At 60.2% G+C, this 26,503-nt stretch carries 21 protein-coding genes and 1 pseudogene; 18 read left to right on the top strand and 4 right to left on the bottom strand.

From position 1 onward, the window contains the following. Positions 1–175 precede the first annotated feature (175 nt). From tsaB to CMG77_RS07650, 7 genes are all read left to right on the top strand, one after another. A complete protein-coding gene (gene tsaB / locus CMG77_RS07675; RefSeq protein ID WP_286903962.1) occupies positions 176–892 on the top strand; it encodes a tRNA (adenosine(37)-N6)-threonylcarbamoyltransferase complex dimerization subunit type 1 TsaB in 717 nt (238 codons plus the stop codon). A 26-nt stretch (positions 893–918) separates the two neighbouring features. Beyond that, the gene (locus CMG77_RS07670) at positions 919–1,719 is read left to right on the top strand and encodes an undecaprenyl-diphosphate phosphatase (protein WP_286903960.1); all 801 of its coding nucleotides are present in this window, start codon (positions 919–921) and stop codon (positions 1,717–1,719) included. A 65-nt stretch (positions 1,720–1,784) separates the two neighbouring features. Next, complete coding sequence (locus CMG77_RS07665; RefSeq protein WP_286903959.1) at positions 1,785–3,104, top strand: M18 family aminopeptidase; 1,320 nt, start codon at positions 1,785–1,787, stop codon at positions 3,102–3,104. Continuing rightward, complete coding sequence (locus CMG77_RS16150; RefSeq protein WP_502691786.1) at positions 3,101–3,826, top strand: PA4824 family protein; 726 nt, start codon at positions 3,101–3,103, stop codon at positions 3,824–3,826. The genes CMG77_RS07665 and CMG77_RS16150 overlap by 4 nt, the downstream gene beginning before the upstream one ends. A 20-nt stretch (positions 3,827–3,846) precedes the next feature. Next, positions 3,847–4,875 carry a cyclic nucleotide-binding domain-containing protein gene (locus CMG77_RS07660; protein ID WP_286903957.1) on the top strand — a complete coding sequence of 343 codons (1,029 nt, stop codon included), beginning with the start codon at positions 3,847–3,849 and terminating at the stop codon, positions 4,873–4,875. Further along, positions 4,875–6,011 carry a tRNA-queuosine alpha-mannosyltransferase domain-containing protein gene (locus CMG77_RS07655; protein ID WP_286806416.1) on the top strand — a complete coding sequence of 379 codons (1,137 nt, stop codon included), beginning with the start codon at positions 4,875–4,877 and terminating at the stop codon, positions 6,009–6,011. The genes CMG77_RS07660 and CMG77_RS07655 overlap by 1 nt, the downstream gene beginning before the upstream one ends. An 82-nt stretch (positions 6,012–6,093) precedes the next feature. Beyond that, on the top strand, positions 6,094–7,101 hold the full coding sequence (locus CMG77_RS07650; RefSeq protein WP_123637039.1) for a tryptophan--tRNA ligase: 1,008 nt from the start codon (positions 6,094–6,096) through the stop codon (positions 7,099–7,101). A 110-nt stretch (positions 7,102–7,211) separates the two neighbouring features. Here the strand turns inward: CMG77_RS07650 and bioA are convergent, their stop codons facing one another. The 3 genes from bioA to CMG77_RS07635 form a co-directional block, all read right to left on the bottom strand. Beyond that, complete coding sequence (gene bioA, locus CMG77_RS07645; protein ID WP_286806673.1) at positions 7,212–8,537, bottom strand: adenosylmethionine--8-amino-7-oxononanoate transaminase; 1,326 nt, start codon at positions 8,535–8,537, stop codon at positions 7,212–7,214. 128 nt (positions 8,538–8,665) lie between these two features. Then, entirely contained in the window at positions 8,666–9,646 is a 981-nt protein-coding gene (locus CMG77_RS07640) for an aldo/keto reductase (RefSeq protein WP_286806672.1), read from the bottom strand. A gap of 390 nt (positions 9,647–10,036) precedes the next feature. Continuing rightward, positions 10,037–11,134, bottom strand: coding sequence for a beta-N-acetylglucosaminidase domain-containing protein (locus CMG77_RS07635; RefSeq protein ID WP_286876061.1), 1,098 nt, complete (start codon positions 11,132–11,134; stop codon positions 10,037–10,039). Positions 11,135–11,479: 345 nt separating this feature from the next. Between CMG77_RS07635 and pgi the strand changes: the two genes are divergently transcribed. Then, entirely contained in the window at positions 11,480–13,123 is a 1,644-nt protein-coding gene (pgi, locus tag CMG77_RS07630; RefSeq protein ID WP_286876063.1) for a glucose-6-phosphate isomerase, read from the top strand. Positions 13,124–13,358: 235 nt separating this feature from the next. Here the strand turns inward: pgi and CMG77_RS07625 are convergent, their stop codons facing one another. After that, entirely contained in the window at positions 13,359–13,487 is a 129-nt protein-coding gene (locus tag CMG77_RS07625; RefSeq protein WP_286876065.1) for a hypothetical protein, read from the bottom strand. Between CMG77_RS07625 and edd the strand changes: the two genes are divergently transcribed. From edd to CMG77_RS07575, 10 genes and pseudogenes are all read left to right on the top strand, one after another. Beyond that, positions 13,479–15,293: a phosphogluconate dehydratase gene (gene edd / locus CMG77_RS07620; RefSeq protein ID WP_286903954.1), complete on the top strand. Its 1,815-nt coding sequence runs from the start codon at positions 13,479–13,481 to the stop codon at positions 15,291–15,293. The genes CMG77_RS07625 and edd overlap by 9 nt on opposite strands. Before the next feature lie 74 nt (positions 15,294–15,367). Beyond that, the gene (zwf, locus tag CMG77_RS07615) at positions 15,368–16,846 is read left to right on the top strand and encodes a glucose-6-phosphate dehydrogenase (protein ID WP_286903953.1); all 1,479 of its coding nucleotides are present in this window, start codon (positions 15,368–15,370) and stop codon (positions 16,844–16,846) included. Beyond that, complete coding sequence (gene pgl / locus CMG77_RS07610) at positions 16,846–17,550, top strand: 6-phosphogluconolactonase (RefSeq protein WP_286903952.1); 705 nt, start codon at positions 16,846–16,848, stop codon at positions 17,548–17,550. The genes zwf and pgl overlap by 1 nt, the downstream gene beginning before the upstream one ends. A 63-nt stretch (positions 17,551–17,613) precedes the next feature. Next, positions 17,614–18,246, top strand: coding sequence for a bifunctional 4-hydroxy-2-oxoglutarate aldolase/2-dehydro-3-deoxy-phosphogluconate aldolase (locus tag CMG77_RS07605; protein WP_286903950.1), 633 nt, complete (start codon positions 17,614–17,616; stop codon positions 18,244–18,246). A gap of 64 nt (positions 18,247–18,310) precedes the next feature. Next, entirely contained in the window at positions 18,311–19,321 is a 1,011-nt protein-coding gene (gap, locus tag CMG77_RS07600) for a type I glyceraldehyde-3-phosphate dehydrogenase (protein WP_286903948.1), read from the top strand. A 19-nt stretch (positions 19,322–19,340) separates the two neighbouring features. Beyond that, positions 19,341–20,790, top strand: a pseudogene (pyk, locus tag CMG77_RS07595) (pyruvate kinase). 259 nt (positions 20,791–21,049) lie between these two features. Beyond that, positions 21,050–21,877: a M23 family metallopeptidase gene (locus CMG77_RS07590; RefSeq protein WP_123637049.1), complete on the top strand. Its 828-nt coding sequence runs from the start codon at positions 21,050–21,052 to the stop codon at positions 21,875–21,877. A 79-nt stretch (positions 21,878–21,956) separates the two neighbouring features. After that, positions 21,957–22,154, top strand: coding sequence for a Trm112 family protein (locus CMG77_RS07585; protein ID WP_024459779.1), 198 nt, complete (start codon positions 21,957–21,959; stop codon positions 22,152–22,154). Between the two features lie 37 nt (positions 22,155–22,191). Then, a complete protein-coding gene (gene alaS / locus CMG77_RS07580; protein ID WP_286806658.1) occupies positions 22,192–24,792 on the top strand; it encodes an alanine--tRNA ligase in 2,601 nt (866 codons plus the stop codon). Between the two features lie 297 nt (positions 24,793–25,089). Then, positions 25,090–26,337, top strand: a complete 1,248-nt coding sequence (locus CMG77_RS07575) for an aspartate kinase (protein ID WP_123637051.1) — start codon at positions 25,090–25,092, stop codon at positions 26,335–26,337. Positions 26,338–26,503: the final 166 nt, after the last annotated feature.

Genomic DNA, 26,503 nt, shown 5'->3' with positions numbered 1-26,503 from the left:
TAGGCCAGGCGAAGCCCTGTACGGGGTCGCCTTTGGTAAAAACCCGGAACTCCCGGCCGAAATGGGCCGGGAGCCGGGTTTTTTTCGTTGTGGAGGCTTACGTGAGGTAGATCGATGCACGGCGGGGTGAAATCTGGCAGAATGCGGCGTCTTCTCTCTGGACCCACGTGACACTATGACCCGATTTCTTGCCCTCGATACCTCAACCGATGCTTGCTCCGTCGCGCTGCAGGACGGAGAGCGGATCATTTCCCGATTTGAGCTGGCCGCCAAGAGCCACACCCAGCGTTTGCTGCCCATGGTGGACGAGGTGCTCTCGGAGGCCGGGTTGGCATTGGCCGACCTGGATGCGCTGGTGTTCGGTCGCGGTCCGGGTTCATTTACCGGCCTCCGAATCTGTTTGGGGGTGGTTCAAGGGTTGGCGTTTTCGCGGAATTTGCCCGTCGTGGGCGTGTCCACGCTCAAAGCCATGGCGGTCGGTTATTATCGGCGGCATCCTGACCTGGCCAGCGCCTCCACGCCGTTGCTGGTTGCGCTGGATGCGAGAATGCAGGAAGTGTATTGGACTTTGGTCAAACCCCAATCCGGTGGCGGCGGTGTTGAAACCCTGACCGATGAAGCCGTCTCCCCCCCGGAGCAGGTCGTCGAGCTTGCCGCCGGGCACACCGGGGAGGCGGGTTTTTATGGCGTGGGGCCGGGTTGGCACTACCCGGCACTGGAAAAGCTGGCGCCATCGGCGGTGGATATGGACGTGCATCCGGACGCCCGCGATATGCTGCCGTTGGGTGCATTTGCGCTGGCGCAGGGGCAGGCGGTGTCGGCCGAGCAGGCCCGGCCCGTTTACCTGCGCGATGAAATCAGTTGGAAGAAACGCGAGCGGATTCGTTCCTGAGCCTCATCATTGTCACGGAAAGCGCTATGGACCTGTTGCAGATTGTTTTTCTGGCCCTGATCCAGGGCATTACCGAATTTCTGCCGATATCCAGTTCGGGGCACCTGCTGCTGCCGTCGGAGTTGCTGGGTTGGCCGGATCAGGGGCTGGCCTTTGATGTCGCGGTACACGTCGGAACGCTCAGCGCCGTCGNACTGTATTTTCGCCACAGCCTGGGCGCCATGGCACGGGATTGGTTGGGGCAGGTGTTTGCCCGTCGCGACAGCACCGAAGACAGCCAGCTCGCCTGGTATCTGATTTTGGCAACGGTGCCGGCGGCGCTTGCCGGACTGGTGTTTGATGGCGCGATCGAAACCCATCTGCGCTCGGTGTGGGTGGTGGCGATTACCACGATTGTATTCGGCCTGGCGCTGGGTTGGGCGGACTGGCATGGCGGGCGTGCCAAAACCGTCTTCGATATTACCTGGAAAACCGCCTTGATCATCGGCCTTGCCCAGGCACTGGCCCTGATTCCGGGCACCTCCCGCTCCGGCATCACCATAACNGCGGCGCTTTTTCTGGGGCTGACGCGAACGGATGCGGCCCGCTTCTCGTTTCTGTTATCGGTGCCGGTGATTGCGCTCAGCGGTGGCTATAAGGCCTTACAGTTGTGGCTGCAGAGCGAGCCGGCNCCCTGGGGGGAACTGGTGGGTGGTGCGGCCATTGCCGGNGTCAGNGCGTTTGTGTGCATCCACTATTTCATGCACTATATTCGGCAAATTGGCATGATGCCGTTCGTCGTGTACCGGTTGCTCTTGGGGGCGGCGCTCATTTGGGTGGCGCTTTGATACCCTCGTAAACATGTCAGCGTCGAGCACGCTGTTGTCTCGATTCACTCGGTTAGAATTCATCTATGGTTGATCATTCGTCCCACGCATTCAATCGGGGCCTGCTGGAGTTTCTGCAGGCNTCNCCCACGCCGTTTCACGCGGCGGAGAATATNGCGGCCCAGTTGACCCNGGCCGGCTTCCAGCCNCTNGTCGAGGGTGAGCGCTGGAGTCTCAAACCCGGTGGCAAGTACTGGGTCATGCGNAATGGCTCCTCCGTGATTGGTTTCATCTACGGGCGCGAGCCCATGGAGACCGACGGTATCCGGATGGTCGGTGCCCACACCGACAGCCCCTGCCTGAAAGTGAAACCGCAGCCGGACCTGTCCNGCCAGGGGTATGCTCAGCTTGGCGTGGAAGTGTACGGTGGTGCGCTGTTGGCCCCCTGGTTTGACCGGGACCTGTCCATGGCGGGGCGCGTCAGCTATCGCGATGGTGAGGGCCGAATCCGCAGCGGTCTGGTGGATTTCAAATTGCCNGTCGCGGTGGTGCCCAGCCTGGCCATTCATCTGGACCGGGAAGCCAACCGCCAGCGCAGCATCAACCCGCAGAAAGAATTGCCGCCGCTCCTGCTCAGTGAAATAGATGGCGTGGATCAGCCGTCNTTTCGCGAGCGGCTCAAGGCCCAGTTATTGGCTGAACAACCGTNGCTGACGGTGGATGAGGTGCTGGANTTTGAAATCAGTCTGTACGACACCCAGCCACCGGCANTNATCGGNCTGGCCCAGGATTTTCTCGCCAGTGCCCGGNTGGANAACCTGTTGAGCTGNTATGTGGGNCTGCAGAGCCTGCTGCAGGCCGATGACCGGCACAGCACGCTGTTGGTGTGCAACGATCACGAAGAAGTGGGCAGTGCNTCCGCCTGNGGTGCCAAGGGGCCCATGNTGCAACAGTTTCTGGAGCGNCTGGTGCCCGAGNCGGAAACCCGTATGCGGGTGCTGGATGCCTCNNTGATGATTTCCGCGGACAACGCTCATGGCGTGCACCCGAACTTTGCCGATCGCCANGACGACAATCACGGCNCGCGCCTGAACCGGGGNCCGGTGATCAAGGTCAANGCCAACCAGCGNTATGCCACCACCAGTGAGAGCAGNGCCCTGTTNCGTGACCTNGCCGAGCGGGCNGACGTGCCGGTNCAGACCTTTGTCTCCCGNACNGACATGGANTGCGGCAGCACCATNGGGCCGATCACCTCNGCNGAAGTGGGCGTCAAAACCCTGGACGTGGGTGTGCCCACCTTTGCCATGCACTCCATTCGCGAGCTGGCGGGGCGGGACGATGCGGCCTATCTTCATCAGATCCTCAANGAATTCTATCGCTACCCGCATCCGCCGGGGCAATCATGACACCAACTGGAGGGTNTATGTCCGGGAGTTTCTATCGTTCAACGCTGGGGCGAGCGGCCTTGCCACTGATGCTTGCGGCGGCTTCGATACTGATGGCCGTCAAGGCAGGCGCCAATGGTGGCCACTTTCTGGTTGATGACGCGGCCACAACGCCACCACAAACCTGTGCCCTTGAGACCTGGGTTACGAGAATGGATCCCACCACCCGTGCGACGGTGGCGCCAATGTGCAATATTACTGGTGCCAGCGAGTGGAAGCTCCCACTGGAGTACAACCTGTCCAATGACGAGCTGNCCACCATCGGGCTNGATTACAAGCGGGTGTTGTGGGCTTCGCGCAGTGGCCCGGCGCTGGCCGGCAGTGCGGGNTTTCGCTACAACCGGGTGACCAGCGAAATGGACACCTACTATCTNAATATTCCCCTGAGNTTCCAGCCCATGGACAGCCTCACGCTGCACCTCAACGGTGGGGTGGANCACGATCGGCCACTGGATGACACCTACGCCACCTGGGGNGNGGCGGCGACGTTCAAACCNGTGACCGGACCGATCTGGATTCTGGAGATGTATGACAATGATCGCCGTCAGGATCCGATCATTGCCGGCGGCGCGCGAATGAATGTCGGCAGCACCCGCTGGACACTGGACCTGGGCCTGGCCCGTGATACTCAACTGGACGAGACTGCCTATACGCTGGGGATCAACATTCCCCGTTTGTTTTGATTGCACGGTAGAAACGTTCTATGAGTCTCCAACGGGACACTTTACGGGTTTTTTCCCCTTTCGATCGCCTGTCTGATGANTACCTGGACAAGGTNCTGGAAAAGGCCGAGTGGGTAGAGATNCCCCGCGGCACACTGATNTTNAANCGGGGCAAAACCCTGGATGTGCAGCACTATCTGGTNTCCGGNCGGGTCGACCTGATCGATGCCCAGTTTCAGAGCAGCAGCCTGGAGGCGGGATCGGACAATGCCAGCTTTCCTCTGGCGGATCATTCGCCCACGCAAGTGTCGGCGGTCGCCAAAACGGACGTCGAGCTGATTGTTCTGGAGCGCGACTTTCTGGATCTGGTGATGGCCTGGAGTCAGAGCGGCGATCACCCCGAGGGTGACAGTAGCGGGGCGGATGATCATGACTGGATGTCCTACCTGCTGGAGTCGCCGCTCTTTACTCGCGTACCGCCGGGCCATATTCAGCAACTGTTTGTCCGCTTCGAAGAAATCGACGTCGAAAAAGGCGAATCAATCGTGCGCGAAGGGGAGCCCGGTGATTATTTTTATGTGCTCGAGTCCGGGCGCGCTTCGGTAACCGACAAGGCCGGTCGGGTGTTGGCGGAATTGGGCGCGGGTTCCTATTTTGGTGAGGAAGCGCTGGTCGGTGATACGACCCGCAATGCCAATGTCGACATGCTGACCGCCGGGCGGCTGATGCGCCTGGAAAAAGCGGACTTCAAAACCCTGTTGCAGGAGCCGGTGGTCAAAACAATCCCGGCGTCGGAGTGGGGCGAGCGCTCCGCCTCTTTGGGCGAGTTCGTCGTTCTCGATGTCCGTCTGGTGGTGGAGCGGCGTTTCGGTAAGCTCGAGGGCAGTCGCAATGTCCCGCTCGGGCAGTTGCGCGGTGCTCTGGACGAACTCGACAAGTCCACCGCTTATGTTGTTTCCGATGATGCCGGGCGACGTAGCGATGTCGCCGTGCAGTTGCTGGCCCAGGCCGGTCTTGAGGTCTACCTGCTGACGGATGCGGCACAGCTCCACGGTCAGCCGCTCAACTGATGCGCGTCCTGCTTCTGTCCGGATACGATGCCCCCAGTCATCGTCGATGGCGGGAGCAACTGGCCGCCCGGTACCCGGATTGGCAGTGGACACAGTTGAGTCTGCCCCCGCGTCATTTCAAGTGGCGCATGAGGGGCAGTGGCTTTCTCTGGGCGTTTGAGCAGGCGAACCGCCTGCGTGAACCCTACGACCTCCTGATTGCCACCTCGATGGTGGACCTGTCGGCTCTGCGCGGATTGGTGCCCGAAGTCGCGCGCATTCCCACCCTGGTTTACTTTCACGAGAATCAGTTTGCCTACCCACAGCGCAAGCAACAGCGGGCCAATGTCGAACCTCAACTGATCAACCTGTACACGGCTCTGTGCGCCGATCAGGTGGCGTTCAATTCCAATTACAACCGGCGGACTTTTCTCGCCGGGGTGGCGGACCTGCTATCGCGGTTGCCGGACCGGGTGCCGGATACCGTTCTGGCGCAGCTGCATGCCCGCAGTCGGGTGATGCCCATCCCGATCGAGCACGACTGTTTTGTGCCGGACCGGGCGCCAGAGGACGGCCCTCTGACCCTGATCTGGAACCACCGCTGGGAATACGACAAAGCGCCGGATCGGCTGCTCAATGGTCTGCGCCGTTTTTTCGAACTGTGTCCGGAGGGAAAAGCCGGCGAGCCGCCGATTCGCGTGCACGTGGTTGGGCAGCAGTTCCGCCAGCAACCGCCGGCTTTTGAGGCCCTGAAGTCCCTGCTGGACGCTCACGGCGCTGGGGGCGCCTGGGGTTATGTGGAGAGTCGGGAAGCCTACGGCCGCCTGCTGGCCGAGAGCCATGTGGTGCTGTCCACGGCGTTGCATGACTTTCAGGGCCTGTCGGTACTGGAGGCGGTGGCAGCGGGCTGTCGCCCCCTGGTGCCGGATCGCGAAGCCTACCCGGAGTGGTTTGCGCCCGAATACGGTTACCTGAGCGATCCGGAAAATCCCGAGTTTGAGGCCCAGGCGTTTGCGGAACGGTTGCTGAGTTGGTGTCGGGCGCGGGCCCAGGGCGAATGGCTTGCTGTACCTGATATCGATTTTCTGCATGAGCGGCGCTGGCATCCGGTCTATCGGGATGAGCTGATTGGGCTGTCGCGGACTTCAAAAATCTGAGTGTCGGGTGCAAAACCGGTGTTTCAGCCTGTATCATAGCGGCCTTTCGTTCCCACCACTGAACAGCGATACGATAACGATCATGAGTAAACAGCGGGTTCTAACCGGTATCACCACCACAGGCACGCCTCATCTGGGCAACTACGTCGGCGCCATTCGCCCGGCCATCCGCTCCAGTGAACGGGACGATGCCCAATCCTTCTATTTTCTGGCGGATTACCACGCGCTGATCAAATGTCAGGACCCGGAGCAGGTGCATCAGTCCACTCGCGAGATCGCGGCCACCTGGCTGGCACTGGGTCTGAACACCGACAAAGCGGTGTTCTATCGCCAGTCGGATATCCCGGAAATTCCCGAACTCTGCTGGTTGCTGACCTGCATGGCCGCCAAAGGCCTGATGAACCGCGCCCACGCCTACAAAGCGGCCGTCGCCGCCAATATGGAAGCGGGGGAGGATCCGGACTTCGGTGTCACCATGGGCCTGTACAGCTATCCGGTGCTGATGGCCGCCGACATCCTGATGTTCAACGCCAATGAAGTGCCGGTAGGCAAGGACCAGATCCAGCACGTGGAAATGGCCCGCGATATCGCCGCGCGCTTCAATCACCATTACGGTGATCACTTCGTGTTGCCTGAAGCCAAAGTGGACGACCATGTGGCGGTGTTGCAGGGCCTGGATGGCCGCAAGATGAGCAAGAGCTACAACAACACCATTCCGTTGTTCCTGCCCGAGAAAAAACTCAAAAAGCACATCAACAAAATCAAAACCAACCTGTTGGAACCCGGCGATCCCAAGGACCCGGATGATTCCACCGTATTCCAGATCTGGCAGGCCTTCGCCACCCCGGAGCAGACCGATGAAATGCGCACCGCATTCGCCGAGGGTATCGCCTGGGGCGAAGCCAAGAAGCAGTTGTTTGAATTGGTGAATGGTCAGTTGGGTGAAGCGCGGGAGCGTTACGAAGCCTTGTTGGCCAACCCGACCCACATCGAAGAGGTGTTGCAGGCCGGCGCCGAAAAAGCCCGCAAAGAAAGCCGTGAGTTTATCGGTAAACTCCGCGAAGCAGTGGGTATTCGTCCCATTCGGTAATTATTACGGCGGATGCGGCCTTCGGCCTTATCCGCCCTACGGCCGAGCGCAGCGGTATAGATATGCGTAGGGCGGATAAGGCCGAAGGCCGCATCCGCCGTTACCCAAGCTTAATTCAACTCCGCCACTACGTTATAAATTCCTTTGGTCAATTGCCGCAACTCCTCTGGCGTGCTCACAAACGGCGGCATGATGTACACCAACTTGCCGAAGGGCCGTACCCAAATCCCTTCCTCAACAAACCGCGGTTGCACCTTCGCCATATCCACCGGCTCGTGCAACTCCACCACACCAATCGCGCCCAACACCCGCACATCGGCCACCGCCGGTAAATTCCGACACGCCCCCAGCTCCTCTTTCAACTGAGCTTCAATACGCCCAACCTGTCCCTGCCAGTCGCTGTCCAGCAACAGGTCGATGCTGGCATTGGCCACCGAACAGGCCAGCGGATTGCCCATGAAAGTGGGTCCGTGCATAAACACCCCGGCTTCGCCCCGGCAGATGCCATCGCTGACTTTATCGTTACACAGCGTGGCCGCCAGAGTCATATAACCGCCGGTGAGCCCCTTGCCCAGGCACAGAATGTCGGGGCTGATGCCGGCGTGCTCGCAGGCGAACAGCTTGCCGGTGCGACCAAAGCCGGTGGCGATTTCATCGGCAATCAAAAGCACATCGTGTTCATCACACAGTTCGCGCACCCGGCGCAGGTAGTCGGGGGAATAAAAGCGCATGCCGCCCGCGCCCTGCACGATGGGCTCGAGAATGACTGCTGCGAGCTCGTCTTTGTGCGTCACCAGCAGGGCTTCAAAGTCCGCAATATGGCGCTCGTCCCAGAGTTCATCAATGTCGCACTCTGGCTGGGGGGCAAACAGTTGTTGTGCCAGGGTGTGACTGAATAGCTGGTGCATGCCGGTCACCGGGTCACATACCGACATGGCGCCGAAGGTGTCGCCGTGGTAACCGCGCCGCAGAGCCAGAAAACGGTGCTTGTCCGGGCGTCCCTGGGATTGCCAGAACTGCATGGCCATTTTCAGAGAGACTTCCACCGAAACCGAGCCGGAGTCGGCCAGGAACACTTTGTTCAGGCCTTCCGGGGTCAACTCCACCAGTCGTTTGGCCAGGGTGACGCCGGGCTCGTGGGTCAGACCGCCGAACATCACGTGCGCCATCTGCTCCAGCTGTTCCTGAATGGCCTGATTCAGGCGCGGGTGGTTGTAGCCGTGAAGCTGACACCACCAGGAGGACATGCCGTCCACCAGCTTTCGGCCGTCGGACAGGTGCAGGTATACGCCCTCGGCCCGTTGCACAGGGAACACAGGAGTCGGGTTCAGAAACGAGGAGTAGGGATGCCAGACGTGCTGACGGTCGATCTCCAGAATCTGTTCGGCGCTGAGTGGGCTGGAGAGGTTGGAACTGGAGGGATTGGAACTGGACATGCGGGCCCTTCAGAAGTTACGTGAGTGGAGTGGAAAGGCGCTCACGCTAGCAGAAAAGCCGTTAAAAATCAGCTGTCTTGAGACCATCGGGCCCGGCGCTGGCCGGGCCCGATGGCGGAATGGTGCGATCAGTAGGCGCCGCGAATGTGCTGCTGTACCTGGTCCTGATAGAACCGATACAGGTCTTCATGCAACCCGTCTTCCAGGGGCTTGAGCGCACTGACTTTGGCGTTTTCCCGCACCTGCTGAGCCGAGCTGGAACCGGGGATGATGCTGGTGACCGCGGGCTGGTCTAGAATCCAGCGCATGGCCATCTGCGCCATGGTGTAACCCTCGGGTACCATGCCTTCCAGTTCGCGCACCAGTTTGACGCCGGTTTCAAAGGGAATGCCCGCAAAGGTCTCGCCCACATTGAAGGCGTCGCCATCGCGGTTGAAGTTCCGGTGGTCGGTTTTGTCGAACTGGGTGTTCTCGGTGAACTTGCCGCTCAGCATGCCGCTAGCCAGGGGCAAGCGAACGATAATGCCGATGCCCTTGTCTTCGGCCCGGGGCAGCAGTTCGTCGAGCAGTTTCTGGCGGAAGATGTTGAAGATGACCTGCAGTGAGGTCAGGTCATCGTGCTCGGCACAGATCAGCCCCTCTTCAACGGTTTCCACGCTGGCACCGAAATAGCGGATCTGACCGTCCTGCTGCAGTCGGCGCAGCCAGTCGAAGATTTCGCCGCGGCGCATGACTTCGGTGGGCACACAGTGCAGTTGCAGCAGGTCCAGGGTGTCGGTCTTCAGTCGGTCCTGGGCGCGCTTGACCGAGTCCTGCATGTGGGTCAGGGAGTAACCGTCGGGGTAGGCGCCGTCGCCGCGGCCGTATTTGGTGGCAATGACCGGCTTGGGGTTGCGGTTGGCCAGGTGTTGGCCCAGGTAGGTTTCGCTGGCACCGCCGCCGTACACATCGGCGGTATCAAAGAAGGTGATGCCTTCGTCCAGAGCGGTCTGAAGGATGGCTTCGACGGTGTCGGCGGTGATCGGGCCGAAGTCGCCACCGAGCTGCCAGCAGCCCAGGCCCACTTCGCTCAATACCAGTTCGCTGTTGCCGAGTTTTCTCGTCTGCATAGTCGCTCCTGTGTTTGCGATACATCGTGATGGGCGGGATCGCCGCCCATAATTAGTCGTTTTGACTATTTACAGTTTAACACTCTGCTGTGGTCAGTGTGTCTTGTGGGTTGATGGGGTCTAGTGGTCCATGCGGCTAATGCTGTAACTTTCAGCCGTCACACAAGCGTCGTGGGCAAGGCGCGCGAGCGCAGGACTGGCCGTGGCCAATTCAAGCGAGCGCAACACCGCCCACGGCGCTTGTGTGGCGGCCCTTCGGGAGCTTCTGTGCTGGCGCGACTCGTCGTTGCGTTTCTTGACAAGGGAGCCACCCTTGCCTGCAAAACGCGCCTTGATTCGCGCCAGCACAGAAGCTCTGAAAGCTACAGAATTAGCCGCATGGACCACTAGTCAATCGGTCAGGCACGCCGGGTCAAACGCATAGCCGCCGTTGAGCCAGTCCAGTAATTCCCGGGCGTGAGGTTGTCCCGTCTCGGCGAAGGGTTGATAGCGGTCTTCCAGGCCGCGTCGCTCGGCGTCGGTGAGCGCATTCAGCCCTCGTTCCTGCAGCAGTGCCCGGTCGGCGATCAGGTGTCTGGCCAGCTCGGGCGGGGTGCAGGCCCGGGTCGCGCTCATGAACGCCGCCTCCGGCCGGTAGTCGCCGCCTGCCCGGTAGGCTTCCGGCAGGGAGTGTAGCGGAATCTGCGACAGGTAGGCTTGGTTCATCGGGTTTACCGCGTGGCCCGCGACCTGTCCGCTCAGTCTGGCATGGCTGGCAGGGTAGGCGTCCAGGCGCAAATAGGGGCTCAGGCTCGCACTGTCATTGACCGGGTAATTGTCCCAGAGAAAGGGGCGCCGCTGCAGGTATTGGCTGACTTGGGTGAGGTGGTCATCGGGGTAGGTCCGGGAGCAGACTTCCTGCCCGGTCCAGAACAGGTCGATCGACGGATCGAGGTTCTGCCCGAGATGCTCCCAGTAGCCGGCCGGACGCGCTCCGAAAACCTTCTCCAGAACGGGGTCAAAGCTGTAATAGGTCGGGCAGAGGATCAGATGCTCGGCGGTGCTGGCCTCGGCCGCGACATGGGCCAGGGATACCTGGCGTTCAGCCAGCTCGGGCAGGTCGCCGCGCATATCGTCGAACAACAGTCCCATCAGGTCCGGTTCGAGGCGGTTCAGCGCCTGGAGTTTCCGTGTCAGGGCCTTCCGGCTCTGCGGCCAGGGCTCCCGGTAGAGCTCCAGGGGGCTGAGTCCTACTCCAAAGCGGATACCCTGCGCCCGGCAGGTGTCGCGTAGCGCGCACAGGGCCCGCCATTCGTCTTCCGGCCAGGGTGTCTGCCAGTGGCGGCGCAGGTGGGGGTCCGCTTTCGGGGCATAGAGGTAAAAATCGTAACCCTGTCGGGCCAGGAAGTGGACCATGTCGGTCCGGGCCGCCCAGGACCAGGTGCGACCGAAGAAACCTTCAATGATTCCCAGCGGCGGGGTGGAGTGAACGTCAGCGGATGGGAACATGGCGCAAACTCGGCCTCGACAAATAAGCCAGCTTACCCTGTGAGACCAGCGCTGGAAAGCCGCTCAAATTGACTTTTTCACCCTAAGTGCTTATTATGCCTGCCTTTTTGAAGCACGCTCAATTTCTCGCCAGGCCAGAGGCGGCGGTGCTTTGCAGCGCTCAATCGGCACCTTTGACACCCGGCGCAGCGGCGGTGTCATCGCTAAATACCTACGCAGTCTTTCGCGTCGGTCAACCGAAGCGGCGGTTGGGCGGGCAGGCGACCTGATGCACCGGACGCCGCCAAAAAACCACAATTGCTTCCAACACAAGTGACCCGCTCTGCGGAAAAATGAGGTCGATACATGGCAAGTCCTACCCAGTTACCGAGTTGGCAATCCCTGGCACAGCATGCCGATACCCTGCGTCAGCGGGAGCTCAAATCTCTGTTTGCCGAGGATCAGTCCCGGTTCGACAACTTCTCTATTCGCGCTCCCCACATCCTGTTTGATTATTCCAAGAATCTGATCACCGAAGAGACCCGTAAGGGGCTGCTGACATTGGCGGAAGAGTCCAAGGTGGCGGATTGGCGCAATCGCATGTTCGGCGGTGAGCACATCAACCGGACCGAAGATCGTGCGGTCATGCACGTGGCGCTGCGGGACAAGTCGGGCAAGCCGATCATGGTGGACGGCAAGGATGTTCGCCCTCAGGTAGAGCGCGAGCTGAATCATATGCGCGAGCTGGTCACCAGCGTGCGCTCCGGCGAGTGGAAAGGTTTTTCCGGCAAGTCGATCACCGATATTGTCAGCATCGGCATTGGTGGTTCCAACCTCGGGCCGCTGATGGTCACCGAAGCGCTGAGCGCCTACAGCGACGATACGCTGCGCACCCACTACGTCTCGAACGTGGACGGTTTCCAGATCGCCCAGGTGCTGGAGCGGGTCAATCCCGAAACCACCCTGTTTATCGTGGCCTCCAAGACCTTTACCACGCTGGAAACCATCACCAACGCGAACACCGCCCGGGCCTGGTTCCTCAAAGGCGGCGGTTCCGAGTCCACGACCAGCCAGCATTTCGTGGCCGTATCGTCCAATGTGAAGAAGGCCGTGGAGTTCGGTGTAGCGGAGAAAAACATCTTTGAAATGTGGGACTGGGTCGGCGGTCGTTTCTCGCTCTGGTCCACCATCGGGCTGCCCATCGCGTTGCAACAGGGCTTTGATGCCTTTGAGGAGTTGCTGCAGGGCGCCTATGAAATGGATCGCCACTTCTGCGAAGCCCCCTTGGCGGAAAACGCCCCGGTCATGCTGGCCCTGGTCGGTATCTGGAACCGCAACTTCCTCGGTTATCCCTCCCATGCCCTGCTGCCTTACGACCAGTGCCTGCACCGCTTCCCGGCCTACATGCAACAGGCCGAAATGGAAAGCAACGGCAAGTCGGTCAACTGGGAAGGTGAGACCCTGACCTACGGCAGCGTGCCGCTGATCTGGGGCGAGGTGGGCATTAACGGCCAGCACGCCTTCTATCAGTTCCTGCACCAGGGAACCGACATCATCCCCGCCGACTTTATTGGCTCGGTGAAGCCCACCATTGAAGTGGAAGGACATCACGATGCGCTGATGGCCAATATGTTCGCGCAAACCGAGGCGCTGATGAAGGGCATCGACGCCGATCAGGTGCGTGCGGACCTCAAGGCCAAGGGTATGGATGAGGCGCGGATTGAAGAAATCGTGGCCCACAAGGTGCACCGTGGCAATCGCCCGACCAACACCCTGTTGATGGACAAGGTGACGCCGCGCTCTCTGGGCGCCCTGATTGCACTGTACGAGCACAAGATCTTCACCCAGGGCATCATCTGGCAGATTCACTCCTTCGATCAGTGGGGTGTGGAGCTGGGTAAGGTGTTGGCCGCCGGTATCCAGCCGGAACTGGCAGACGGCGCCGAGGTGAGCGACAAACATGATGCCTCGACCCGCAGTCTGATAAACTACTACAAACAAGCAAAGTAACAGCGGAAACAGTACGGCCGCCAGCGACCCTGGGTCTCTGGCGGCAAAATCATTTATAACCGCTGCACGGAGACGTGTGAGAGAGCCTCGGGAGTATTGTCCGGCAATGTATCGGATGAGCCCTGAGGAGCATTAGACCGTGAATATAGCAAGTCAGACGAGGCTTGGCGGACTGGCCCTTGGCGGACTGACCATGGTGCCGTCCCCCTGGTGCTGTCCGGCCCCCAACGCCGGATCAGCCCACCCGCAAGCGGGGTGACAGCGCCCGGGGCAGGCCGTCCGACCCGATAAATCGCTCCCGCGGGTGGCGGGGCGAGGGCGTCTGGCTGGATGTAAAGTAATCAATGGTGCTGAAATGACTCACAAAAGACTCTCCGATATTACCCAGCGGATCATCGACCGAAGCCGAGATACCCGGGCGGCCTACGTTGAGCGCGTCAATGCGATGCGCAATGATGGCCCCTCCCGCCAGCGCCTGTCCTGTGGCAACCTGGCTCACGGATTTGCTGCCTCTTCCGAGAAAGAGAAACAGCAGCTGATGGATACCGGCGCGCCCAATATCGGGATCGTGACCGCCTACAACGACATGCTGTCGGCGCACCAGCCCTACGTTGATTACCCCGAGAAAATCAAAACGGCCGCTCTCGCCAACGGTGTGACCGCCCAGGTCGCCGGTGGCGTGCCCGCCATGTGTGACGGGGTTACCCAGGGGCGGGATGGTATGGATCTGTCGCTGTTCAGTCGCGACGTGATCGCCATGTCCACCGCTGTCTCCCTGTCCCACGACATGTTTGATGCCGTGCACTGCCTGGGCATTTGCGACAAGATCGTGCCCGGCCTGATGATCGGCTCGCTGTCGTTCGGCCATCTGCCTACCGTTTTTGTGCCGGCGGGGCCCATGCCTTCCGGTCTGCCCAATTCGGAAAAAGTGAAAGTCCGCCAGCTGTTTGCCGAGGGTAAAGTGGGCCGTAAAGAGCTGCTCAAGGCGGAAATGGATTCCTATCACAGCCCCGGTACCTGTACCTTCTACGGCACCGCCAACAGCAACCAGATGCTGATGGAAATGATGGGCATGCAGTTGCCGGGCAGCTCCTTCGTGAACCCGGGCACCGGGATGCGCGATGCGCTGACCACCGAGGCGACCAACCAACTGGTGAAACTGACCCAGGGTGGCGATCAGTACACGCCGATTGCCGATGTGATCGACGAGAAAGCCGTGGTCAACGGCATTATCGGCCTACTGGCTACCGGTGGTTCGACCAACCACACCATCCACCTGACCGCTATCGCCCGGGCCGCTGGCGTGATCATCGATTGGCAGGATATGGCCGACCTGTCCGAAATCATCCCACTGATGTGCCGTGTCTACCCCAACGGTCTGGCGGATGTGAACCGCTTCCAGGCAGTGGGGGGCATGGGCTTCCTGATCCGCAGCCTGCTCAGCGAAGGGCTGATGCACGAGGATGTGACCACCATCATGGGTAAGGGTATGTCCCACTTCGCCAAGGAGCCGTTCCTGGAGGGCGACAAGATCGAATGGCGCGATGCGCCGGAGAAGAGCCTGGATGAGGACGTCCTGCGCCCGGCCGGTAGTGCCTTCAGCAAAACCGGCGGCATGGCGCTGCTCAAGGGCAACCTGGGCCGCTGTGTCATCAAAGTGTCCGCAGTCAAGCCCGAGAATCGTAAGGTCAAGGCGCCTGCACGGGTGTTCTACCGTCAGGAAGACCTCCANGCGGCGTTCAAAGCCGGCGAGCTGGACCGGGATTTCGTTGCCGTGGTGCGTTTCCAGGGCCCGAAAGCCAATGGTATGCCGGAGTTGCACAANCTGACTCCGCCGCTGGGCGTGCTCCAGGACCGCGGCTTCAAGGTCGCGCTGGTCACCGATGGCAGGATGTCCGGTGCCTCTGGTAAAATCCCCGCGGCCATCCACCTGACCCCCGAGGCGCTCGATGGCGGCCCCATCTCGCTGGTGCGCGATGGCGACATGATTGAGCTGGATGCCGATGCAGGCAAGCTGGAGCTGCTGGTTTCCGAAGAGGAACTGGCCAGCCGTCAGCCGGAGCAGACCGACATATCCAACAGCCACTATGGCATGGGCCGCGAGCTGTTTGCCCCCCTGCGTGCCGAAGTCGGCCTGGCCGAAGAGGGAGCCACCGTCTTCCGTTGGTAGTGAGAGCGTTCGAGCCCGGTGATCGTGCCGGGCTCAATGTATAACCGCAAATACAGAACACAAGGTTTTAGTCCATGCTGAAAGCATTTGATTTTGTGATTTTTGGTGGTGCCGGTGACCTGGCGCTGCGCAAACTGATCCCGGGCCTGTATCGCGCCTATTGCAATGACGAGTTGCCTGAGGGCACTCGCATTTTCGGTACCTGCCGTCGTCAGGAAGCCGTGGCCGAGTACCAGGATAAGGTTCGCGCTGCCGCCGAACAGCACCTGCGCAAAGGCGAGTTTGTGGCTGAAACCTGGGATCGTTTCGCGAAAATGATCCACCCGCTGTTCCTCGACATCTCTTCCCGGGATGAGCACTGGGACAAAATGGCGGAAATCCTCAAGTCCGGAAACGACAATCGCGTTTTCTACCTGTCGACGCCTCCGAGCGTNTTCGGTGTCTGCTGTAAGCACATTTCCGAAAGCGANCTGATCAGCCCGACCACNCGCGTGGTGGTGGAGAAGCCGCTGGGTTACGACGCNGCGTCGGCCGATGCGATCAATACCGAAATTGGNGAATACTTCGACGAGAAGTCCATTTACCGGATCGATCNCTACCTCGGTAAGGAAGCGGTTCAGAACCTTCTGACACTGCGTTTCGCCAATGGCATCTTCGAGCATCTGTGGGATGCCAAAACCATTGACCATGTGCAGATCAGCCTGTGCGAAACCGTGGGCCTGGAAGGGCGCGCGAGCTTCTACGACGACGCCGGTGCCATGCGCGATATGGTCCAGAACCACCTGCTGCAGTTGCTCTGCCTGGTGGCCATGGAGTCGCCCAACAAGCTGACCGCCGACAGCATCCGCTCCGAGAAGATCAAGGTGCTGGAGTCCCTGCGGGCACTCCAGGGTGATGCGGTCAAGTGGCATACCGTGCGCGGCCAATACGCGGCGGGCGAGATGGATGGCAAAGCGGTACCCGGTTACCTGGACGAGCTGGGCAAAGACAGCAATACCGAGACCTTTGTTGCCATTCGCGCGCACATCGATAACTGGCGCTGGTCGAAAGTGCCGTTCTATCTGCGCACNGGTAAGCGACTGAAAGAGCGTTTTGCTGAAATCGTCATTCAGTACAAAGANGTCTCCCACGAGGTGTATCCCGAGTCGGCCGGCGGAGTAACGCCGAACCGTCTGGTGATCCGTCTGCAACCGGAAGAAAGCATCCAGATGGTGCTGATGTCCAAGAACCTGGAAAAGCACGAAACCGAGCTGACGCCGGTGGTGTTGAACCTGAACCTGGCCGAGAAGTANAAGCACTTTGTCAGNGACGCCTACAAGCGCCTNATGCTGGATGCCGCCGCCGGTGACCCGAGCCTGTTCATTCACCGCGCGGAAGTNGACGCGGCCTGGGGCTGGGTGGANCCGATCATCGAAGCCTGGCAGCGCCCGGANAACAAGCCCATGGCNTACCCGGCTGGTTCCTGGGGNCCNGANGCGTCNGANGAGCTGCTGTCCGGCGATGGTCGCAGTTGGTTCAACATGGATGAGCTGCTGACGGAGGATCAGGACTGATGTTGGACGAAAAGATTTTTGACAGCCGCGAAGCCCTGTTGGCGGCGTTGCAGGAAGATTGCGTGGCGGTACTGGACGAGGCGCTGAAAGAGCGTGANCAGGCCAGNTTNCTGGTGTCCGGTGGCAGCTCTCCGGCGCCCCTGTATCAGCGACTGAGCCAGATCGCTCTGGACTGGAAACGGATCCAGGTGGCCNTGGTNGATGAGCGTTGGGTCGAGCCGGGCCACGCCAAAAGCAACGAGACGTTTGTGCAGAAAAATCTNCTGCAACACGCTGCCGGTCAGGCGCCGTTTCTGGGCATGAAGAACTCGGCGGAAACTGCCGCCGAAGGCCTCGCCGCCTGCGAGCAGGCCTATCAGAAGCTGGCCCAGCCGTTCGATCTCACCATTCTGGGTATGGGGCCNGACGGTCANACNGCGTCCCTGTTCCCCAACGCCGAAGGGCTTGAGGAAGCGCTGANCACCGATTCACTGTGTTCGGCGATTACCGCGCACCAGAGTGANGTGACCGGTGAGTACACTGAGCGTATGACCCTGAGCCTGGCGGGTATCGTCAATTCCCGTCGTCTGGTTCTGCTGATCACTGGNGAAGAAAAATTGCAGGCCCTGCGTGCCGCGCAAGGTGAAGGTCCGGTGGGCGATATGCCGATTCGTGCCGTTCTGCGNCAGAACAAAGTGCCAGTGACACTGTATTGGGCTCCCTGAGNCGTCGCNCCCGGGATCGCTCGTATTGAATCAACCCAGTTACCGAATCAAGAGGAAAGCATAGTGGCATTAAGTATCGATAAAATTGTTCAGGTGGCTCCGGTCATTCCCGTNATGGTCGTGGAGCGCCTGGAAGATGCGGTACCGCTGGCTCAGGCANTGTACAACGGCGGCCTGAAGGTACTCGAAATCACCTTGCGTACCCCGGTGGCGCTCGATGCGATTCGCGCCATGGTCGATGCGTTGCCGGAAGANGCCGTGATTGGCGCGGGNACCATNGTCACTCCGGACGACCTGAANAANGCCGTCGAAGCCGGCTCCACGTTCCTGGTCAGCCCNGGCACCACGGCGGAGCTGATNGAAGCCGCCAAGNNCAGCGATGTCCCGCTGCTGCCCGGTATTGCCACGCCNAGTGAAGCCATGAACCTGCTGGCGCACGGCTTTACNCACATGAANTTTTTCCCGGCGGAATCNGCCGGTGGTGTGTCCATGGTCAAATCCATTGGCGGACCCTTGCCGCAAATCACTTTCTGCCCGACCGGTGGCATCAACCTCGCCAAGGCGCCCGAGTACCTGAGNCTGCCCAACGTGGCCTGCGTAGGGGGTACCTGGATGGCTCCCAAAGAGCTCATCGCCGAGAAGCGTTGGGACGAGATTGAAAAACTGGCTCGTGAAGCGGCCCAACTGGCACGCTGATCACGCCTGAATGCGTTTGTAATTTCTCTTTTAGATTGTCCGAATTGTAACCAGGAGATGTGTAATGACCATTAAAGTAGCAATCAACGGCTACGGCCGCATCGGCCGCAACGTGCTGCGTGCGCTGTACGAATCCAACTATCGCGACCGCATTCAGGTGGTCGGTATCAACGACCTGGGCGACGTCAACCTGAACGCTCACCTGACCAAGTACGATTCGGTNCACGGCAAATTCCCCGGNGAAGTATCTGTCGANGGNGAGAACATGATTGTAAATGGTGATGCAATNCGCATTACCTCTGAGCGTGACCCGAGCAAGTTGCCCTGGGGCGAGCTNGGTGTGGACGTGGTGTATGAGTGCACCGGTATCTTCACCAGCAAAGAAAAAGCCAGTGCCCACCTNGAAGCCGGCGCGAAGAAAGTGATCATTTCCGCACCGGGTACTGATGTGGACGCGACCGCTGTTTACGGCGTCAACCACAAGACCCTGAAAGCGACCGACCAGATCATCTCCAACGCCTCCTGCACCACCAACTGCCTGGCGCCGGTTGCCAAGGTACTGAACGACAAGTTCGGTATCGAGCAGGGCTCCATGACCACCATNCACGCCTACACCAACGATCAGAACCTGAGCGACGTGTATCACACCGACGTTTATCGCGCCCGTTCGGCCACTCAGTCCATGATCCCGACCAAAACCGGTGCCGCTCGCGCGGTAGCGCTGGTACTGCCGGAACTGAAGGGCAAGATCGACGGTATGGCGGTTCGTGTACCGACCATCAACGTCTCTCTGGTTGACCTGAACGTATTGGTCTCCAAAGACGTGACCGTCGAGGAAGTGAATGCCGCCATGAAGGAAGCCGCCGAAGGTGAAATGGCGGGTGTACTGGAGTATTGCGATGAGCCGCTGGTGTCCATCGACTTCAACCACAACCCGGCCTCTTCCAACTACGACTCTCTGCAGACCAAGGTTTTCAACGGTCGCTGGGTTAAAGTNATGTCCTGGTACGATAACGAGTGGGGCTTCTCCAACCGCATGTTGGATAACACCCTGGCGCTGATGCAAGCCAAGTAATAAATACTGAGAGAGAGTTATGTTAAGACGTACCAAAATTGTCAGCACCCTGGGGCCCGCCTCTGAAGCTCCGGAAATGCTGGAAAAACTGATTCTGGCGGGCGTGAACGTCGTTCGCCTGAACTTCTCCCACGGGTCGCCGGAAGAGCACAANCAGCGCGCGGAAAACGTGCGCGCNATCGCNGCCAANCACGACCGTTTTGTGGCCGTGCTGGGCGACCTGCAGGGTCCGAAGATCCGTATTTCACGCTTCAAGGACAAGAAAATCGAGCTCAAGCTTGGTGACAAGTTTGTTCTGGATGCGGACCTCGGCCGTGACGAGGGAGACCAGAACCAGGTTGGTATCGACTACAAGGAGCTGCCAGGCGACTGTAAGCCGGGCGATAACCTGCTGCTGGACGATGGCCGCGTGGTGCTGGAAGTGGAGAAAATTGAAGGCAACCGCGTGTACTGCGTGACCCGNNTTGCCGGTCCGCTGTCCAACAACAAGGGCATCAACCGTCAAGGCGGTGGCCTGTCGGCTCCGGCTCTGACCGAAAAAGATCTGGCCGACATCAAAACCGCGGCGNANATCGACGTCGACTATCTGGCCGTGTCNTTCCCGCGCAGTGCGGACGACATGAACAAGGCTCGCGAGTTGATGCGGGCCGCCGGTGGCGAGCGTGCGGGTCTGGTAGCCAAAGTTGAACGTGCTGAAGCGGTTGCGGANGACGAAACCCTNGACGCNATCATTGAAGCCAGTGATGCGGTCATGGTCGCCCGTGGTGACCTGGGTGTGGAGATCGGTGATGAATCCCTGATNGGTGTACAGAAGCGCATCATCGAGCGCTCNCGTGCCCTGAACAAGGTGGTGATCACNGCGACCCANATGATGGAGTCCATGATCAAGAACCCGATGCCGACCCGCGCCGAAGTGTTCGACGTGGGTCGNCATCGNNGTNCTTGATGGCACCGATGCGGTGATGCTGTCCGCGGAAACCGCCGCTGGCGACTTCCCGGAAGAGACCATCAAGGCCATGGTGCGCATCATCCTGGGGGCTGAAAAGCACCCGAGCGCCAGCCAGAGCACCTACCGGGTGGAGCAGAAGTTCCAGACCATTGACGAGTCCATCGCCATGGCGTCGATGTACACCGCCAACCACCTCAGCGGTGTGAAGGCGATCATCTCGCTGACCGAGTCCGGTGCGACCCCGCGTCTGATGTCCCGCATTGGTTCTCAGTTGCCGATTTTCGCCTTCTCCGGACGGATCGATACCCAGCGTCGCGTGGCGCTGTATCGCGGTGTCCAGCCGGTACCGTTCGAAACCGACAGCTCGGCACCGGGCCATCAGGATCATATGCGCGCGATCGAGATCCTGAAAAGCAAGGGTGTGCTGAGTGACGGTGATCTGGTGATTGTCACCAACGGTGACTCCAACCAGTTGGGCGGCACCAACACCATGAAAATATTGCGGGTGGGCGAGCAGTAAGCTCAATCCTCAGTCATGGTATGAAACGAAAACGGCAGCCCTGAGGCTGCCGTTTTCGTTAACGGCGGATGCGGGTCATACCGCTGCGCTCGGCCCCTACGGATGGCACGGCAGTACCCGTAGGGGCCGAGCGCAGCGGTATGACCCGCATCCGCCGCTCCCACAGCACCCCATCCCCGCATCACGTGGTTGCCCCAATCACTTAAGTTCGTGCTAACCTGCTCATTAAATGATCCATTGATGATGTCAGAGGCATTACATGCTCAGAAATTTCACCGCATTCCCGTTTGCTCTGCTTTGGGCTCTCTCGGCCCAGGCCCTCGAAATCCACCACGGCGACTGGCAGCAGGGCGCCGTCATTCGTGGCGCGGTGACACCGGGTAGCGAGCTGAAACTGGGGGATCGCACTGTGCGGATTGCCGACGACGGCCAATTTGTGATTGGTCTCGACCGGGATGCCGAGTCGCCCGCCAAGCTGACCCTGATACCCCCGGCAGGGGAGCCCGAGCACTTTGAATTCCCCGTCAAAGCCCGGGATTACAATATCCAGCGCATTGAGGGTGTTCCACAGAGTACAGTGACTCCGGACCCGGAACAGGTCAAGCGCGCCCGGGCCGAAGCGGCTCTCGCCTGGAAGGCTCGCCAGCATGATCTGGCGCGTACCGATTTTACGCAGTCTTTCCAGTGGCCACTGGTCGGGATCATTACCGGCGTTTACGGCAGTCAGCGGTTTTATAACGGCGAGCCGCGCTCTCCCCATTACGGGGTGGATATTGCCGCGCCGCAGGGCACCCCGGTGGCATCCCCGGCGCCGGGTGTGGTCACCCTGGTGCACGACGATATGTTTTTCTCCGGCGGCACCCTGATTGTCGACCATGGGCACGGTCTGTCGTCCACCTTCATTCACCTGCACCGAATTCTGGTGAAAGAGGGGGAGGAAGTCGGTCAGGGGGATACCATCGCCGAAGTCGGTGCCACAGGAAGGGCCACCGGCCCACATCTGGACTGGCGCATGAACTGGTTCGATCGACGGGTCGACCCGACCACCCTGGTAGGGCCGATGCCAGAGGACGTGGCCAGCAACTGATTTGCGGGGCCGCTCAGTAGCGTTGGAGTCGCGCCCCGGTGTAAGATAGCGGCTTTTACCTCATTCCCCGAGGGGCGCTATGATCGACAAAAAACTGCTCAGTCTACTGGTCTGCCCGGTGAGCAAGGCTCCACTGGAGTACGACGCTGAAAAGCAGGAGCTGGTGTGCCGAGCCAGCCACTTGGCTTACCCTATTCGCGATGGCATCCCGGTGATGCTGGAGAGCGAAGCGCGCCAGTTGACCCAGGAAGAGCGGGAACAGCTCGACCGCCCCTGAATCGCCCCATTTTGATCTCGATAACCACGGATACGCTATGAAAAGCGCAGAAATTCGCGACGCCTTCTTGAAGTACTTTGAGCAGCAGGGGCACACCGTTGTCCCCAGCAGCTCCCTGATTCCGGGTAATGACCCGACCCTCCTGTTCACCAATGCCGGTATGGTCCAGTTCAAGGACGTATTCCTCGGCGAAGAACACCGGGATTACCGCCGTGCGGCCAGTTCCCAGCGTTGTGTGCGTGCCGGGGGCAAGCACAACGACCTCGAAAATGTCGGCTATACCGCCCGCCACCACACGTTCTTTGAGATGCTGGGCAATTTCAGCTTTGGAGACTACTTCAAGCGCGACGCGATCAAGTTCGCCTGGGAGTTTCTGACCGATGTACTCAAACTGCCCGAAGAGCGGTTGTGGGTGACCGTCCATATCAGCGACGATGAAGCGGCCGATATCTGGCAGAAGGAGGTGGGGGTCAGCCCCGAGCGCTTCTCCCGCCTGGATGAAGACAACTTCTGGCAGATGGGGGACACCGGCCCCTGTGGTCCCAGCTCGGAAATCTTTTATGACCACGGCCCGGATGTGCCTGGTGGCCCACCCGGCAGCGAGAATGATGATCTGGACCGGTACATCGAGATCTGGAACCTGGTGTTCATGCAGTATGAGCGCCACAGCAATGGCGAGTTGAAGCCGCTGCCCAACCCCTCCATCGATACCGGCATGGGCCTGGAGCGGATTGCCGCGGTCATGCAGGGCGTGCACAACAACTACGACATCGATCTGTTCCAGCACCTGCTCAAAGCCGCGGCCGACGCGACGGGTGCCACGGATATGGAAAACAAGTCACTGCGGGTGATTGCCGACCATATCCGTTCCTGTGCGTTTCTGATCAGCGATGGGGTGCTGCCCTCCAATGAAGGGCGCGGTTATGTGCTGCGCCGCATCATTCGCCGCGCCGTGCGCCACGGTCACCAACTGGGCCAGACCCAACCGTTTTTCCACCAGTTGGTGGTCGCGCTGGCCGAGGTGATGGGTGATGCCTATCCGGAGTTACGCCAGCAACGGGCACAGATCGAAAAGGTGCTGCTGTTGGAAGAGGAGCAGTTCGCCAAAACCCTGGATAAGGGGATGGTGGTCCTCGAAGGGGCGCTGGAAGATCTGAGTGGCACCGAGATTCCCGGCGATATCGTCTTTACTCTGTACGACACTTACGGTTTCCCTGTCGACCTGACCGCGGACATTGCGCGCGAGCGTGGTCTGACGCTGGATATGCCCGGTTACGAGCAGGCCATGGACGCCCAGCGCGCCCGGGCCCGCGCGGCCGGCAGCTTCAAGGTGGATTACACCTCGGCCGGGCTGGACCTGCCGGCCACCGAGTTCCTGGGCTATACCCAGCTTGCGGAGCAGGGCAAGATCCAGGCGTTGCTGAAAGACGGCCAGCTCGTGGACCAACTGGAAGAAGGCGATGAGGGCGCCGTGGTGCTCGATCGCACGCCGTTTTACGCCGAGTCCGGTGGTCAGGTGGGCGATACCGGCTACCTGGAAGCCGACGGTGGTCTGCGCTTTGAGGTGCGTGACTGCAACAAGCAGGGGAGCAGCCATCTGCACATTGGCCGGGTATTGCACGGCCGTCTGGCGGTGGGCGATACGCTGTCGGCCCGGGTCGACGGCAATGTGCGTTCGGCCACCGCCCTGAATCACTCGGCAACCCACCTGATGCACGCGGCGCTTCGTGAAGTGCTGGGCGAGCACGTGACCCAGAAAGGGTCACTGGTGGATTCCGAGCGTCTGCGTTTTGACTTCTCCCACTTCGAGGCGCTCAAGCCCGAAGAGATCAAGGCGATTGAAGCGCTGGTCAACGAACAGATTCGCGCCAACACCGATGTTCAGGTCGAAGAGATGGATATCGACAGCGCCAAGACCAAAGGTGCCATGATGCTGTTTGGTGAAAAGTACGGTGACCAGGTGCGCGTGCTGACCATGGGGGATGGGTTCTCGGTGGAACTCTGCGGCGGTACCCACGTGCGCCGCACTGGCGACATCGGCCTGTTTCGGATCACCTCTGAATCCGGCGTGGCGGCGGGTGTTCGTCGCATCGAGGCGGTGACCGGAGCGGGCGCTCTGGCGCTGTTTGATGAGGTTGAGGCACTTGCCGACCGCACCGCTCAGGCCCTGAAGACCCGCCGTCCGCAGGTGCCGGAGAAGGTCGAGCAACTGCTGGCCCAGAACCGCAAGCTGGAAAAGGAACTGAGCGCGCTCAAGGCCAAGCTGGCCACTGCGGGCAGCGGCAGCCTGCTGGACCAGGTTCAGGAGGTCGCCGGGGTCAAGGTACTGGCGGTCAAGCTGGAGGGGGCCGACAGCAAATCCCTGCGCGAGAGCGCCGATCAGCTGAAAAACAAGCTTGGCAGTGGCGTATTGCTGGTCGCGGCGGTAGAGGGTGAGAAAGTCTCATTGGTTGCCGGGGTGACCAAGGATCTGACTGACCGGATCAAAGCCGGCGATCTGATGCGTGAAGTGGCCACAAAGGTAGGCGGCAAAGGCGGTGGCCGCCCGGATATGGCCCAGGGCGGTGGCACTGATCCCAGCGGGCTGGACAGCGCCCTGAGCGCCGTCCCCGAGTGGGTCAAAGCCCAACTCGCATAACGCTTTTCGGGTCGGTTACGGCGGATGCGTGTCCTACCGCTGCGCTCGGCCCCTACGCATAGCACGGCAGGTCGCGTAGGGCGGATAAGCCGAAGGCGCATCCGCCGTAACCCAACGTGCCAAAATCTCGTACGGCGAACCGCATCCGCCGTAACCAAACCGCTAAAAAAGGCTTTTACGGGCCTGAAAAACTATTTCGCTAACGCGCGATTTACGCTTTAATAGCGGGCCGCGCATGGCGCGCAATGTTGCAACTGAGCCGGTTCTCCGGCGTACTGGTCGAGGAAGCGTTCGGGCATGAGTTTGTTCGTACAGAAATACGGCGGCACCTCCGTGGGCACCGTCGAGCGGATTGAAGCCGTGGCTGACAAGGTGGCGAAATTTCGTGACCAGGGCCACGATATGGTGGTGGTGCTGTCCGCGATGAGCGGCGAGACCAACCGCCTGATTGCCTTGGCTCAGCAGATACAGGACAACCCCGACCCGCGCGAATTGGACGTGCTGGTGTCGACCGGTGAACAGGTCACCATTGCCCTGCTGTCGATGGCGCTGAAAAAGCGCGGCTACGATGCCCGGTCCTACACCGGTGGCCAGGTGCGTATCCTGACCGACAATGCCCACACCAAAGCCCGCATCCAGGCCATTGATGAAGCCAACATGCGCGCCGACCTTGAGGCCGGGCGTGTGGTGGTGGTCGCCGGGTTCCAGGGTGTGGACGAGCAGGGCAATATCACCACCCTTGGACGGGGTGGCTCAGATACCACCGGCGTGGCCCTGGCGGCGGCGTTGAAAGCCGATGAGTGCCAGATCTATACCGACGTGGACGGCGTATACACCACCGACCCACGAGTGGTAGAGCGTGCCCGACGGCTGGACCGGATCACCTTCGAAGAAATGCTGGAAATGGCCAGTCTAGGTTCCAAGGTGCTGCAGATCCGGTCGGTTGAATTCGCCGGCAAGTACAAAGTTCCGTTACGGGTGTTGTCGAGCTTCCAGGAAGGCCCGGGCACCCTGATTACACTCGATGAGGAAGATGACACTATGGAACAACCCATTGTCTCGGGCATCGCGTTCAACCGCGATGAGGCAAAAGTGACTCTTGCTGGTGTGCCGGACACGCCGGGCGTTGCCGCCCGTATCCTGGGTCCGGTGGGTGCTGCCAATATTGAAGTGGACGTGATTGTCCAGAACGTGGGTGCCGACAACACCACAGACCTGACCTTTACCGTCAACAAAGGCGATCTGAAAAAGACCGTCGGTGTCCTGGAAACCGTGGCCCAGTCCATCGGCGCCCGGGAAGTACGCGGGGATGACCGGGTCGCCAAGGTGTCCATTGTCGGAGTTGGAATGCGCTCCCATGCCGGGGTGGCCTCCACCATGTTCAACGCCCTGGCCGAAGAGAACATCAATATTCAGATGATCACCACCTCGGAAATCAAAATCTCCGTGATCATCGAAGAGCGTTACCTGGAACTGGCGGTTCGCTGCCTGCACACGGCCTTCGGACTCGATAAAGAGCCCGAGGAAAGCCGGGACCGGGGTTAACAGGCGCATACTCCGGATTGGGGCGGTTGGTTAGCGATCGCTCAATAAATCTGGTACAGTTAGCGCGCGTTAATGTAAGCAGGGAGAACAATGCACATAAAAGGGTGGAAAATGTTTGTCCTAATCGCCAACTATGGTCAATACTTCAAGGGGGTTTGTAGTTTGA

It is taken from the genome of Marinimicrobium sp. (assembly GCF_002695945.1).
Taxonomy (GTDB): domain Bacteria; phylum Pseudomonadota; class Gammaproteobacteria; order Pseudomonadales; family Cellvibrionaceae; genus Marinimicrobium; species Marinimicrobium koreense.
This window is presented reverse-complemented; position numbering and strand designations above follow the sequence as displayed.